Annotated in this window: 10 protein-coding genes; 1 reads left to right on the top strand and 9 read right to left on the bottom strand. The window is 70.4% G+C overall.

Translation table 11 applies throughout. The features are described 5' to 3' along the window. Nucleotides 1–88 precede the first annotated feature (88 nt). From OG912_RS21225 to OG912_RS21190, 8 genes are all read right to left on the bottom strand, one after another. A complete protein-coding gene (locus OG912_RS21225) occupies nt 89–490 on the bottom strand; it encodes a GtrA family protein (protein WP_327710767.1) in 402 nt (133 codons plus the stop codon). Further along, nucleotides 487–1,455 (bottom strand): glycosyltransferase family 2 protein, encoded by a 969-nt coding sequence (locus tag OG912_RS21220; RefSeq protein WP_326736604.1) that lies wholly within the window; start codon nt 1,453–1,455, stop codon nt 487–489. The genes OG912_RS21225 and OG912_RS21220 overlap by 4 nt, the downstream gene beginning before the upstream one ends. Nucleotides 1,456–1,641: 186 nt before the next feature. Beyond that, on the bottom strand, nt 1,642–2,658 hold the full coding sequence (locus OG912_RS21215) for a hypothetical protein (RefSeq protein WP_327710765.1): 1,017 nt from the start codon (nt 2,656–2,658) through the stop codon (nt 1,642–1,644). Between the two features lie 43 nt (nt 2,659–2,701). Then, nucleotides 2,702–3,277 (bottom strand): suppressor of fused domain protein, encoded by a 576-nt coding sequence (locus tag OG912_RS21210; RefSeq protein WP_327710763.1) that lies wholly within the window; start codon nt 3,275–3,277, stop codon nt 2,702–2,704. 76 nt (nt 3,278–3,353) lie between these two features. Next, nucleotides 3,354–3,812: an SUKH-3 domain-containing protein gene (locus tag OG912_RS21205; RefSeq protein WP_327710761.1), complete on the bottom strand. Its 459-nt coding sequence runs from the start codon at nt 3,810–3,812 to the stop codon at nt 3,354–3,356. Between the two features lie 31 nt (nt 3,813–3,843). Beyond that, entirely contained in the window at nt 3,844–5,376 is a 1,533-nt protein-coding gene (locus OG912_RS21200; RefSeq protein WP_327710760.1) for a serine/threonine-protein kinase, read from the bottom strand. Further along, nucleotides 5,373–6,068, bottom strand: coding sequence for a hypothetical protein (locus OG912_RS21195; RefSeq protein ID WP_327710758.1), 696 nt, complete (start codon nt 6,066–6,068; stop codon nt 5,373–5,375). Before OG912_RS21195 ends, OG912_RS21200 begins: the two co-directional genes overlap by 4 nt. A 97-nt stretch (nt 6,069–6,165) precedes the next feature. Further along, nucleotides 6,166–8,289 carry an N-6 DNA methylase gene (locus OG912_RS21190; protein WP_327710756.1) on the bottom strand — a complete coding sequence of 708 codons (2,124 nt, stop codon included), beginning with the start codon at nt 8,287–8,289 and terminating at the stop codon, nt 6,166–6,168. Between the two features lie 227 nt (nt 8,290–8,516). On the opposite strand from OG912_RS21190, the gene OG912_RS21185 reads away from it, so the two are divergent. Next, nucleotides 8,517–9,404: a DUF4352 domain-containing protein gene (locus OG912_RS21185; RefSeq protein WP_327710753.1), complete on the top strand. Its 888-nt coding sequence runs from the start codon at nt 8,517–8,519 to the stop codon at nt 9,402–9,404. A 113-nt stretch (nt 9,405–9,517) separates the two neighbouring features. Here OG912_RS21185 and OG912_RS21180 read toward each other — a convergent pair whose 3' ends face one another. Beyond that, nucleotides 9,518–12,718 (bottom strand): DNRLRE domain-containing protein, encoded by a 3,201-nt coding sequence (locus OG912_RS21180; RefSeq protein WP_327710752.1) that lies wholly within the window; start codon nt 12,716–12,718, stop codon nt 9,518–9,520. Nucleotides 12,719–13,079: the final 361 nt, after the last annotated feature.

The following is a 13,079-nucleotide window of genomic DNA, read 5'->3' as shown; positions in this document are numbered from 1 at the left end:
GGCTGCGCGGCGCGACGGCTTTGCCCGGTTCAGCGCATATGACCGGGACACTTTGCCACACGGAATGCCCGGCTCCGCACCGTCCGGCTCAGCCGACCCGTTCGACCGGCTTCGGCGGGGTGTCCGGCCGCAGCATGATCGTGCGCGAGACGACGAAAGTGATGGGGATGGCGGCCGCGGCCGCGACCAGTGGGGCGTACCGGCTGCTGAATCCGGCCAGGTCGACCAGCAGGTAGACGCCGCCGGTGGTGATGACGAAGTTGGCCGCGTTGGTGAGCGGGAAGAGCAGGAACTTCCGCCAGGTGGGCCGGGTGCGGTAGGTGAAGTAGGAGTTGAGGAAGAACGAGCCGGTCATGCTGAGCGTGAAGGCCAGTACGTGCGCGGCGATGTACGGCAGCCAGTGCAGCAGGACGAGGTAGCAGCCGTAGTACGTGCCGGTGTTCACGGCGCCCACGAGGGCGAAACGGGCCAGCTGTGCCTTGACCGTCATCGGCGTACGGACTCCAGGGGTTCCGGCTCCGGGGCCGGCCTGCGGACCTGGGTGTTGGTGGCCTTCACCAGGAAGTGCGGGCGGCGCTTCACCTCGTAGTAGATCCGGCCGACGTACTCCCCGACCACCCCGACCATCACCATCTGGACCCCGGCGAGGGCGGTGAAGACCACGATCAGGGTGACGTATCCGGGGGTGTCGACGCCCTGCACGAGTGCGACGCCGACGATCCAGGCGGCGTAGGCGAGGGCCACGGACATCAGGAGCATGCCGAGATAGAGCGCGGCGCGCAGTGGCTTGTTGTTGAAGGAGAGGAGTCCGTCGAGGCCGTAGTTCAGCAGCTTGCCGAAGGTCCAGGCGGAGCGTCCCTGTTCCCGGACGGCGTTCTCGTAGCTGAATGTCGAGGTGGGGAAGCCGACCCAGGCGAAGAGGCCCTTGGAGAAGCGGTTGTACTCGGTGAGTTCGAGTACGGCGTCGGCGGCCCGCCGCGACAGCAGCCGGAAGTCGCCTACTCCGTCGACGAGTTCGACGTCGACGAGGCGGTTGATCAGCCAGTAGTAGGCGCGGGCGGTGAGGGTGCGGGTGACGCGGTCGCCCTTGCGGGTGCGGCGGGCGATCACCTGGTCGTAGCCCTGTGCGTGCTCCTGCAGCATGCGGCCGACGAGTTCCGGCGGATGCTGGAGGTCGGCGTCCATGATGACGACGGCGTCGCCCTCGGCGTGCTGGAGACCGGCCAGCATGGCGGCCTCCTTGCCGAAGTTGCGGCTGAAGGAGACGTAGCGGGCGCGGGGGTCGGCGGCTGCCAGCTCCTGGAGGATCGGCAGGGTCCGGTCCGCACTCCCGTCGTCCACGTAGACGATCTGGAACGCATGACCGAGGCGGGTCAGCTCATCCGTCACGCGTTCATGGAAGCGTTCGAGGATCTCTTCCTCGTTGAAGCAGGGCACCACCAGGGAGATCAGCACGAATGTACATCAGCCGGTCAAAGTGTCGGGAGCGGATGGCGGGTGTGGCCTGGGGGCGACGATTGGGTGAACTGGCCCCGGAGCCCGGTCGGGTGAGGCCGCACGCGCGGTGTCACGGACGGCGGTGCTCGACACCGGACGGCGACCCGGCCTCCGTAGCCGTACAGATGGCGCACATGGCGGATCTCAGCCCTGGAAGCCGATCTGCGGCGGGTGGGTGAGGTCCGCCCGGCAGACGAAGATGTTCATGGAGCCCCAGCGGCCCACGGTGATCCGGGTCGGGACGTTGGCGCCCATGACATTCGCCGTCGCGCGGTCCTCCTGCGGGATCCAGCTGTGGTTCCCGCCGTCCCATTCCTGGCTCGCCACCGTCATCAGGAGATCCGTCCGGGCTCCGCACGGACAGCGCAGGTCGACGTGGTCCGTCGCGTTCCAGGAGGCGAAGCCGCCGGCCTTCCAGCCCGGCGCGACCGACAGGTCGGACCGGTAGAGGACCGCATCCTCGTCCAGGTCGTCCTCGTCGCCCTCCCACGCGTCGATGCGCTGTCGCACGTCGGGCGGGAGCAGGCCGATGTCCGGATGCTCGACCACCTGCTCGGGGTCGAGCAGGCACGGCGCGGGAACGTACCCCTCTGAACCCACCACCTCGGGTTCCGGCTGATCGGCCAGGACCTCGCCGACCTCGACCGACCGGCGTCGGCGCAGTTCGACAGCGGGCTCGTGACGCCCGTGGTGGGCGTCGAACGGACACCACAGGATCTGAAGCAGATCGAGATCGGCCGGGCCTCCGAGGTCGGGCACGTCCCGCCGGAACAACTGGGCCAGCGCAAGGAGCGGAAGGGGATCCGTGTCCCCGAGAGAGGGGGCATGGCGCGCCCGCTTGAACGACCGGAGAACGTCCCCCTCCTCGTCCGTGGGGCCGGGACGCCGGCCCGGAGCGGGAACCCGGCTCCACGCCTCGTCGAGGATGCGCCGGCTCAGCCGTACGTCCGCCGTCCGCTCCCCGTATCCCCGCCGGTGCCGCTCCGTGCAGACCGGCCATGGTTCGGCGGCGGGCCACAGCAGCGGCCCGCCCACCGAACTGTCGTGATGCCCGGGGGCTCCCGGACGCGGGTGCAGCCGTGTGGTGGTGCGCCGGTGGGCGGCCAGCTCCGGGAAGAGCCTCTCGATGTCCACCGGACGGGAGGGGGTGGTGCGGGACATGCGTCTCCTTGCACGGGCCGGAGCGCCGCGCGGGCGTCGGGTTCTACAGGCTCATCTGCGGGCGGCCGAGGTCGAACAGGTCGGGGTTCTGCTTCGTCAGTTCGCTCTCGAAGTCCGGCCAGCCGTGCTTCTCCACGTACTCCGCCTCGATGCCGTGCAGCGGCACCAGCCACACCACGGACACGTGTGTCCCGTTCTCCAACGTGACGGAGAAGAAGGAGTCGTCGAAGCAGACCGGCATGGCCGCGTACAGCGCGGTCAGGGAACCGCCCGGGGTCAACGGCATCGGCAAGGGCACGACGTCCCCGCGAAGGACCGCCCGCCCGGTCGTCGCCAGGCGCTCCGCCACCCACTCCAGCACTCCGGGAAACGGGCCGTACTCGTCCCCGGCAAGGGGGCGGCCGCAGCCGAGCAGTTCCAGGTGCTGGGGCTCCCCGGTGGTGGGTGATACGAGGTGCGTCCGGTGCAGGGTGGTGGTGGCACAGGACTGGATGTCCTCGAAGACACCACCGGTGAACCAGCCCACCTGCGCCGCGCCTTCGGGAGCGCCGTCCCTGACCGACCACGCTCCGGCCAGTCGGCCCAGACGTGCCTCCAGGTGGTCGATCAGAACAGCCACGGTCACCTCTCATGTCGTTTCGATGCGAGCCGGTCGTGTCCGTACGAGCGTGGCTCATGGCGGGCACGGACTCTGCTCAGAATAAGGTCTTGTCCCAGGTGCTGGTGACGAATGCCTCCACCGCCGCAGCGAACCCGTTTCCGATGCGCTGCATCCCGGCGTCACCGGCGAAGATGATGTCGCCGTTCTCTGCCGGCAGCACGTTCTCCTCGGTCACCAGGGCGATTCCGATCGGCACCGCAGGCATTCCGAGCTGACGGGAGTAACTGCGTACGTTCAGTGGATGGACGCCCATCGCCTCCACGACGGAGATCGTCAGGACAAGCTCCTCGCCCGTTCCCGGTGCTGTCCGGCCGATGACGGTCTCGCCGTAGTTTCCCAGGAACTCCCGAAGCGCAGGGGTGACTTCGTAGCCGGCCCGCTCGTAGGCCGCGCAGGCCGCCTCGATGTCGACCTCACCGAACTCGGCCTTCTCCACTCCCGCCAGTGCCGCCCGGAGGGCCCGGCGCTCCTCACTCGGCGGCATACCGCTCATCGCTCGTCCCCTTTCTCGGTCCGGCGGCGGTTCAGCCGCCCCTGACCTTCAGCTGGCGCTCCAGTTGCCGGCGCAGTTCGACGGGCAGCGGGTGGTGCGGGCCGTACATCCGCTCGGTGTCGTACAGCAGTGCCTGGAGCTGGCCGCGGGCGCCCGTGTGGTCGCCGAGGGCCAGCAGGAGCTGGCAGATGCGGTGGCGGATCTCGTACGAGCGTGCCGGGCCGTTGTTCGTCGCGTACTGGTTCTCGTAGTACGGGAGGACCGCGCGGTACTCGGCGAGTGCGGCGGCGGGTTCGCCGAGCTGTTCCAGGCACTGTGCGGCGTCGTATCGGAACTGCAGGGTCTGGAGGTCGGCCGGGCCGGCCTCCGCGGCCCGGTCGTCGGCCAGCCGGCGCAGTTCGGGCAGGGCGCGGCGGTACTGGCCGTCGTCCATCAGTGTCGCCGCGTACTGCTTGCGCAGGATGCGGACGACCGGGGAGCCCTCGCCGTGCTGCTCGGCGGCGGCCGGGAGGATGCCGCCGAGCATGTCGACGGCCTGGGTGATCCGGCCTTCGCCCAGCAGCCTCTTGACCTCGTCGACGGCGGCCGCGACGTCGGGCCGGGCGGGCATCGGAGCGGGCCGGTCGGCGGGCGGGGTCGTGGCGCGGTCGGGCCACGGGGCGTGCGGGCGCAGGAAGGGGCGGGTCGGGTCGAGCGGGCCCGAGGGGTGCCCTGTGTTCCTGGTGGGCAGCAGGGGGGCGAGGTGTTCGTACACCTCCTGGGCGCTGGCCGGGCGGTGCTGCGGGTCCTTGGCGAGCAGGCGCAGGACGAGTGCTTCGAGGGGTTCGGGGATGTCGGGGCGGATCGTACGGACGGGGGCCGGCGGCTCGTAGAGGTGGCGGTGCAGCACGCCGAGGGCGGTGGAGCCGACGAACGGCACGTCGCCGCTGAGGAGTTCGTGCAGGAGTACGCCGAGGGCGTACAGGTCGGTGTACGGGCCGACGGCGCCGCCCATGGCCTGCTCGGGGGCCATGTAGGCCGGGGATCCGATCGGCGAGCCGGTGTGGGTGAGGCGGGTGGTGTCGGTGTCCAGGACGGAGGCGACGCCGAGGTCGAGCACGACGACGGTGCCGTCCGGGCGCACCATCAGATTGCGGGGCTTGAGGTCCCGGTGGACGATCGGCACCGCGTGCACGGCGCACAGGACGGCGCAGAGCTGGGCGGCGACTGCGACGGCCCACTGCCAGGGGTACGGATCGTGCTCGGCGAGATGGTCGCCGAGGTCGGCGCCCTCGACGTACTGCATGACGAGGAACAGTTCGTCGCCGTCGCTGCCGGCGTCGTGGACGGTGACGAGGCCGGGGTGGTCGACCTGCGCGGTGACCCGGCACTCGCGGACGAAGCGGCTGCGCAGCTCGCCCGCTGCGTCGCTGCCGATGGGGCCGGTGACCCGGTCGGGGCGCAGCAGCTTGACCGCGACCCGGCGGTCCAGGCGCTGGTCGTAGGCCGTCCAGACCTGGCCCATGCCGCCTTGGCCGAGGATCGTCGCCAGCTCGTACCGCCCGCCGATGAGGCGACCGCTCACCGGCCCTCCTCCTTACGGAGGTAGTCGCTCAGCTCGTCGAGCTCGGCGCGGACCTGGTCGAGGCGCTGGGGGTGGGGCGTGGGGTGCGGTTGGGAGGTGGGCGGCTGCGGCTGGTGGGTGGGGGGCGTGGGGCGGGGTGCGGGGTGGGGCTGAGGTGTGGGGTGGGGCTGCTGGTACTGCGGCGGGGCATAGGGCTGCGGTGCGTAGTGCTGCGGGGCCGGGGGCTGTCCGAGTGGCCGTGCGGGTGTCTGCATGGGCACCGTGGGCGCGTATGCGTAGCCCGGCACCGGCGGCATGGGGCCGCCCCTCACGTTCTGCCGCGTCTGCTGCGCGTAGTGGCGGATGTCGGCGACGATGTAGTGCACGGGGGCGCCCACCATGGCGAGCAGCAGCAGCGGGATGAGGACGTTGTCGACTCCGTGGGGGTCGGTGTCGCCGCCGTCCCTTCCGATGATCGGCAGCAGCACGCAGACGAATGCGAAGCCGGCTCCGGTCACCCACCAGTCGAAGGCTCTGCGGCGCACGATCGCCAGCCGCAGCAGGGGAGCCCACAGGAGCAGGCCCAAGGAACACACCGAGAGCACGGTGAACAGCACGCGCATCGACACGATCCAGGCCCTGCTGGGGACTCTGCGCGGCGCCGTCGGCGGCTGGCCCGGGGCGTACATGGCTGCTCCTGGATTCCTGGTCATGGGACGTCCGCGCGCAGCTGGGCGTGCGCGCAGAACCGAGCGTAAAGGGCGACACCGACAAGGGGCCCCGGGTTGTACGGAACCGTTGTGGTTCCGCTCACTTCGGCGTGACCGTTCCGTCCGTCAGTCCGTCGTACATCCCCTGGACGAGCCGTCCGCCGAGTTGGCCGGCGAGGCGTAGTGCGTCCTCGAACGCGGCCAGGGTGCGGAAGCGTTCGCCGTACCGCTGCTGCTCGGCCAGCGGCAGCCGGGGCAGTTGGAGGCGGCGGGCGTCGAGCCGGGTCGCGGTGGAGGCGTAGCTGCTGGCCTGGCGGTTGTTGGCGGTGCCGCGCAGGAAGCCGGCGAGGAACCAGGGGTCGAGTGCGGCCGGATCGGGGCGCAGCAGCTGGAGGTTGCGGCCGAGCGCGGCGCCCGCGGTGGCGTCGTCGATGACGCGGGCGACGGAGCCGCCGCCGAGGACGGGGACGACGACGTCGCCCGGTTCGACGAGCACGGGTTCCTCGTGCGGTCCGTCGGCGGGCAGGCTCCCGGAGGGGGCGGCGGAGCCGAGGACGTCGTGCTCGGTGAGGACGGGTCCTGTGCCGGTGCCCGAGCCGCCGGTGCGGAGCTGGAGGGCGCCGGCCCTGGCGAGTTCACCGACGGTGGTGAGCGGCCAGCGGGCGGGGGCCGAGACCTCGACGGGCGGCGGGGTGAGGCGGCCTGCGAGCCCGAGACTCTTCGTCAGCCGTTCGTGTACGTCGATCAGCTCGGCGGGTCCGTCCGCCGCGGCTGCGGCGGGCAGGTGGCGGGCGGGGGCCAGGTCGATGTCGTCGTCGAGGAGTTCGATGACCGGGACGACGCGGCTGGTGCCGAGCCGGAAGCGGTTGTTCTCGCCGCGCTCACCGGCCTCACCGCTCTCACCACTCTCACCGCCCTCACCGCTCTCACCGCTGAACGGTCGCCAGGCGTCGAGCACGGCGGCGTGCAGGGCCGGCCAGTCGAGCCGGTCGCGGCCGCTCTGGGAGGAGGCCGGTTCGGCGGGCTCGGCAGTGTCGACCAGGAGCAGTTCGGGTGAGGGGTGCGGCCCGGCATCCGGCTTGCGCAGGACCCAGAGGTGGAGCGGGATGCCGTACGGGGGTGCGGCGCCGGCCGGGAGCGCGATGACGGCCCGCAGGGCGCCGCGCCGCAGCAGATCGGCGCGGATACGGCGGCCGGAGCGGCGCGACGCTGCGGCCGGCGGCATCAGCAGGACCGCGGTGCCGCCCTCGCGCAGATGGGCCAGCGCATGCTGCACCCAGGCGAGTTCGGACTCCGTACGGGCCGGGAAGCCGTACTCCCAGCGCGGGTCGTAGGCGAGCTCGTCGTGTCCCCAGTTGCGCTCGTTGAACGGCGGATGGCAGAGCACGGCGTCGACGGTGAGGCCGGGGAAAGCGTCGGCGCGCAGGGTGTCGCCGGTGCGCACGGTGAGCGCGCAGTCGGCGGAGTCGGCGTGCAGGGCGAGCCGGAGTGCGGTGAGCGCCGCCAGGTCCGGGTCGTTCTCCTGCGCGTACAGCGCACCCGGCTGCGAGACGGCGCCCAGCAGTGCCCCGGTACCCGCCGCCGGATCGAGGACGGTGCGCGGGGGCCGTCCTCCGGTGTCCGCCAGTGCGGCCATCAGCTCCGCGAGGCCGGGCGGGGTGAGTGTGTACTGGCGCGGATTGGCATCCAGCTGCCGCCCGAGCAGGAACTCGAACGTCTCGCGGACCCCGGCTGCGGCAGCGAGCTCCGCGGCGCCCCGCAGCAGGGGGACGGACGGCAGGAGCTCGGAGCGGTCCGGGCTGTGAACCGCGCGCCCGGTCCCGGTGGCCGGTCCGAACCGGTCGGTGAGCACCTCGTTCAGCGTGAGCGAGAGCACGCCCGCCATCCGCTCGTCCGACACCCCCGTGATCTCCCGCCAGGCGGAGGGCCGCTCCCGCACGAGGAGCAGGGCGCATCCGACGTGGAACAGTGCGGGGACGGCGCCTGCGGGGTGTCCGGCCAGCTGCTGCCAGACGCGCTCACGGAGCGGGACCTCGGCGAGTTTTCCCTGGTCGCGCAGCCACTGCTCGACCTCGGGCAGGGCGAACGACGGGCTTGTCTCGGTACCGCCGACGGGCTTGGGGAAGTCGGCGTGCCTGCGGCGCCAGTTGCTGACGGCGGCGCGCCCCACCCCTGCCAGCCGGGCGATCCCTGCGGCGGTCACCTCTGTCGCGTTCTCCGGCACTTGCTGTCTCCCTGGTGCTCGTACCGCTGCTGCCCGTCCGTGCTCACTGCTGCGTCGGCGAGCATACCGACCTGTTCACACCACTCGATTCACGGCTCGGACACCCTCAACCATCGTGAACCATGTTGACTCGGTTCACAAGAAATGATGTCATTGACCTGTCGCTGCACAAGGCGGCGCGTGGAACCGCTCACCACTCAACTCCGCACTTGCCGAAGGGCACAGCCATGTCCCAGTACACCCAGCCGCCGCAGTCCCCTCAGTCGCAGCCGCAGCAGCCGTACATCCCCGCCCAGACGCCCGGCCTGCGCCCCGCGCGCAACGGGCTCGGCGTCGCGGCGCTGATCCTCGGCCTCATCGGCGCGGTCTCGGGTCTGATCCCGTTCCTCTTCTGGCTGGCAGGCATCCTCGGACTGATCGCGCTGATCCTGGGCCTGGTGGGCCGCGGCCGCGCCAAGAGGGGCGAGGCGACGAACAAGAACATGGCCACGTTCGGCGCTGCCCTCGGACTGATCGCGCTGATCCTCTCGGTGGTCGGCGCCGTGATCACGTTCAAGGCGGTCGACGACGCGGTGAGCGACCTGAACAAGGCGGTGTCGGACACGACGGCCTCCGCGAAGCCGAAGGCGGGCGGGGACACGGGCAAGGACACCGGCAAGAACGCGGACGCCGCGGGCACCGGAGGCGAGGGGAAGAAGGACGAAGGGAAGAAGGAGGACACCGCCGAGGCCCTGGAGGCCGGCGACTCGGCGGTCTACGACGACGACCTCACGGTCACGGTCGGCGACGCGACCTCGTACTCCGCGGGCTCTTTCGCCGCCGGTCACACCAAGGGCAACAAGGCCTACCGCGTGGCCGTCGTCATCGAGAACGCGGGCAAGGAGAAGTTCGACTCCGCACTCGTCAGCGTCGGGGCGCGCGCCGGGCAGGACGGGGTCGATGCCGAGGAGATCTTCGACGGCAAGGTCGGCGAGGGCTTCAGCGGCACGGTCCTGCCGGGCAAGAAGGTCACGGTCCTCTACGCCTTCGACGCCCCCGCGGACGCCAAGAACCTGACCGTCGAGGTCAACCCCGGCTTCACGTACGAAGCGACCCAGTGGGACCTGAAGCTCTGACCCGCACCGAAGCGCCCGCGTAACACCGGGAGGGCTTACTGAACAGCCATGGGCTCCGGCCACCCCCTGAGGGGGTGGCCGGAGCCCATGGCTGTTGGCCGGTGACCGGTGGGTCAGCCCAGCGCCTTCAGTGTTCTCCAGTCCACCGACAGGACCACCCTGACCGCCGGGTTGGTGTTGGTTCGGGACGGGAAGTAGATCCGCGTCTGGCCGTCCGTGCCGGAGCGGGACCAGATGTCGGGGATGCCGTCGCCGCTGACGTCGGGGATGCCCATCGCGGTCGCGATGCTCGCCTCCGTCCAACCCGTGCCGTACGGCTCGTCCTTCCCGGTGAGGGAGTCGGCCGCCACCTTCAACGACGCCACGTCGACACTGCCGGTGACCGTGCCGGGCCTGCCCTGGCGGAGGTACATGTTGCCGTTGTCCAGGTTGCGCCACAGCAGGTCGGGCGTCTTGTCGCCGTTGATGTCGGTGACGTTGACGATGTCGCGGCGGCCCCACGCGTCGTCGTTCATCAGCGTGGCCGTCCGGAACGTGGCGCCGGTGTAGCCGGACAGCAGCCAGAACTGGGTACCGGAACGCAGCACGAAGTCGGGCAGTTTGTCACCGGTGATGTCGCCGGTGGCCCTGATCTGCGTCCAGGTCGACGGCGCCGGAGCGTTCGAGGGCAGGCGGACCTCCAGGCGCCGGGTGACGTCGAAGCTGCCGTAGCCGTCGCCCGGGTACAGCCGGAAGCGGCCGTCCGGGTTGACCGCGAACAGGTCGGTGGAGCCATCACCCGGGTAGACGTCCTGGTAGTGGGTGATCAGCGCCGCCTTGCCGGTGGCCGGGTCGTACCAGTGCCCCTGCGGGTGGGGCTGCTTGTCCGCGTCGTAGGAAGCGGCCAGGCAGCCGTACAGGTCGCCCTCGGGTCCGCCCACACAGTTGCGGAGGTGGCCGTCGGCGTCCACGATCAGCAGGTCGGGGATGCTGTCGCCGCCTGTGTCGAAGGGGCCGTCCGCCTTGTCCCGCGGCGGGACGTAGAAGCTGTAGTCGGTGCGTTTGCTCGGGTTGCCGAGCGCGTCGTAGGCGTACACCTGGAGCGCGTTGGGACCGGCGTGGGACGGAGTGAAAGCGGTGAGCGTGAGGGTGCCGTTGGTGGCGGCCACGTCCTTGGGGTTCACGCCGTCGATGGACCACCGGAACTTGCTGGCCCCCTCGGAGGTGAAGGTGACGGGGCCGGTCTTGCCGAAGTCGACCGTGGCCCAGGTCTGGCCGTCGGGTGTGGCCTCGGGAAAGACGTCGCTCTCCACGGTGGGCGGCGGCGGCCCCGAGCCGTCGACGGTGAGGGTGCAGCGGTTGCCGCTGGTCGGGTAGTACGCCGACGTCCTGCCGCCGGAGTCCTCGGCGCGCACGTCCCAGTAGTAGACGGTCTTGTCCACCAGGGTGGTCGAGGGGACGGTCAGCGTTGCCTTGCCGCTGGAGAGGCTGGTGACCAGGGTGCCCGTCGGGGTGCTGGCGCCCTTCTTCCAGAAGCGGAAGCGCAGGCCCTTGAGGTTGTTGTCGGGGTCGGTGGACTTCGCCGACAGGACCAGGTTCGTCTTGCCGATCGTGGCGCCGGCCGTGGTCTGGTTGCAGGTGCCGCCGGGGGTGCTGGAGACGCTGGAAGGGGTGGCGGGCGGCCGGTTGTAGTCCACTTCCATCACGGCGCTGGTGGCCTTGAACTTGCGCCACGTCTGATCGTCGGACTCGCTGGTGGCACGCATGCCGAAGGTGATGTTCGACCAGCCGTTGTCCGCGCCCTTCTGAGCGGCGGACTTGACGTCGAACGCCTCGTAGTCGTCCGGGCATGAGGACGAGGACCATCCGTGGGCGAACGTATTGCGCTGGATCTCCGTCGCCCAGCTCGGCTGCTTGTTCCATGTCGTACCGGAGGAGATTCCCCCCGTCAGCCAGAACTGGAACTCACGTTTGGTACAGGACCAGGAGTGGTTGTTGAGCACCTTGAAGCTCGCCGAGCTGATCGTCGCGCCCTTCAGACTGGCGCTGTATCTCATCCGCCAGAAGGAGCGGGCCGTGCCGTTGGTCTCGCTCTCGTGGCCGACGCGGGCGTCCGAAGTGCCGGAGCTGAAGTTGGTGCCGTTCCAGAAGCTGGTGTTCGGGTGCGGCTTGTAGGCGACGGTCCACCCCAGCCAGTCACCGTTGAACGGCGGGTCGATGAACACCGGGTAGCGCACGTCGGGGTCGTCGAGCAGTCCGCTGCGGGCCACATGCAGGTCGAGCCGGGCGGTGCCGGTTCCGTCGCCCTTCAACTCGACCGGCATCGGGGCCTGGTGCGAGCCCGGTTCGATGCCACTCAGACCGGACAGCTTCAGCACGTCCGCCGGCGTGGCGACCGAGGTGCGCGGCGTGGACCGGCCCTCACCCAGCTCCGGGTCACGGCCGTTGGAGTCCCAGGCGAAGGGCGTCGGGATCGAGCCGATCTCCTTGCCGGAGCGGTCCTTCACGCGTACGAGTCCACTGCCCTCGTCGTGATGGAACACCGCGGTCGTCGAACTCAGCCCGTACGCCACGGTGGTCAGCGCCTTGCTCTGCGCGGCCTCACGGTTCTTGACGATCAGCAGCTGGGCGAAGCCGCCCTCCTCGCGGGCGACCAGCAACAGGTCGACGCCCGGCAGCACCTCGGAGTACAGAGCGCGCGGCCCGTCGAGCACCGGCTCGGGCAGTGGGCCGGGCCAGGTGTAGGCCACGGTGTTCCCGTCGAGTTCCAACTCTGCCAGCACGGTGCGGGACGACGCCTTCGGGCCTGCGGCGGACGCGGTCCCCGATGCCTTCGGATCCTCGGACGGTGGCAGGCGGACGAAGGAGCGGTCGGCCCGGGGGCCCGGGGTGCCGCTGGAGAAGCGGACGGGCTGAGCCGGGTTGACCGGCCTGACACCCAGGCCGTCGGCGGCGCCCTCCACCCGGCGCAGCCGGTTGTCGACGGGGGCCCAGGTGCCTTCGGCGGTCTTCGCCCGGACGGGCAGCGCGGTGATCCGGGTGCGCATCAACCCGTCCGGTCGCGCCCAGGTCTGCGAGGTCGCGGTGGTGGCCGTGTCCACGAGCACCTGCTTGTGGGTGCGCAGGGCCTCGGCCTGGGCGGCGGCTTCGTCGCGTGGGCCGGTTGCCGCCGGTCGTGCCTCGGTGGCCTTGTGCGACAGGGGCGGTGAGGCTTCGTCAGAGCTCCGCCACGGCAACAGCGCGGTGGTCAGGGCGACAAGGACGAGGCCGAGGGTGAGGGCCAACCTGGTGCGCGTGCGCACGAAGGGGCTGAGGAAACGATGCGGCGCGGACACGGCGGCGGTCTACTCCCGTGTGGGACCAAGTGAACGGGCATGGGCGCGCACACCATCACACGAACTCCACACGAGATCCGCATATGGAGAATTTATGAAGTCGTGACGAAGAGATGGTGCGCCCATGACCAGCCGTTGACTGTGCGTCATCTGCGGCTTTTGATCACCCGAAGTGGTGCAGTAGGCGGGGCTTCTCGACATTTTATCGACTTATCCGCGAAGTTGACGGTATGTCAGCGCATGCCGCATGACGGAGATCACACGGACCCGTTCGCACCCCTCTCGACCGATCTTGAAATCTGCGGGGTTCATGACAGAGGGTTCGGGACCATCTGTTGTTCTTCGCATGCCTTGGGTGGGG

The organism is Streptomyces sp. NBC_00464, from assembly GCF_036013915.1.
In the GTDB taxonomy this organism is placed as follows: domain Bacteria; phylum Actinomycetota; class Actinomycetes; order Streptomycetales; family Streptomycetaceae; genus Streptomyces.
The sequence above is the reverse complement of the archived record's forward strand: the minus strand, read 5'-3'. Positions and strand labels throughout refer to the sequence as shown.

What these genes read in the sequence shown, in the direction of transcription:
- OG912_RS21185 (WP_327710753.1), top strand. Translation starts at nt 8,517, where the DNA reads ATGTCCCAGTACACCCAGCCGCCGCAGTCCCCTCAGTCGCAGCCGCAG.
- OG912_RS21205 (WP_327710761.1), bottom strand. Translation starts at nt 3,812, where the DNA reads ATGAGCGGTATGCCGCCGAGTGAGGAGCGCCGGGCCCTCCGGGCGGCA.
- OG912_RS21215 (WP_327710765.1), bottom strand. Translation starts at nt 2,658, where the DNA reads ATGTCCCGCACCACCCCCTCCCGTCCGGTGGACATCGAGAGGCTCTTC.
- OG912_RS21195 (WP_327710758.1), bottom strand. Translation starts at nt 6,068, where the DNA reads ATGACCAGGAATCCAGGAGCAGCCATGTACGCCCCGGGCCAGCCGCCG.
- OG912_RS21225 (WP_327710767.1), bottom strand. Translation starts at nt 490, where the DNA reads ATGACGGTCAAGGCACAGCTGGCCCGTTTCGCCCTCGTGGGCGCCGTG.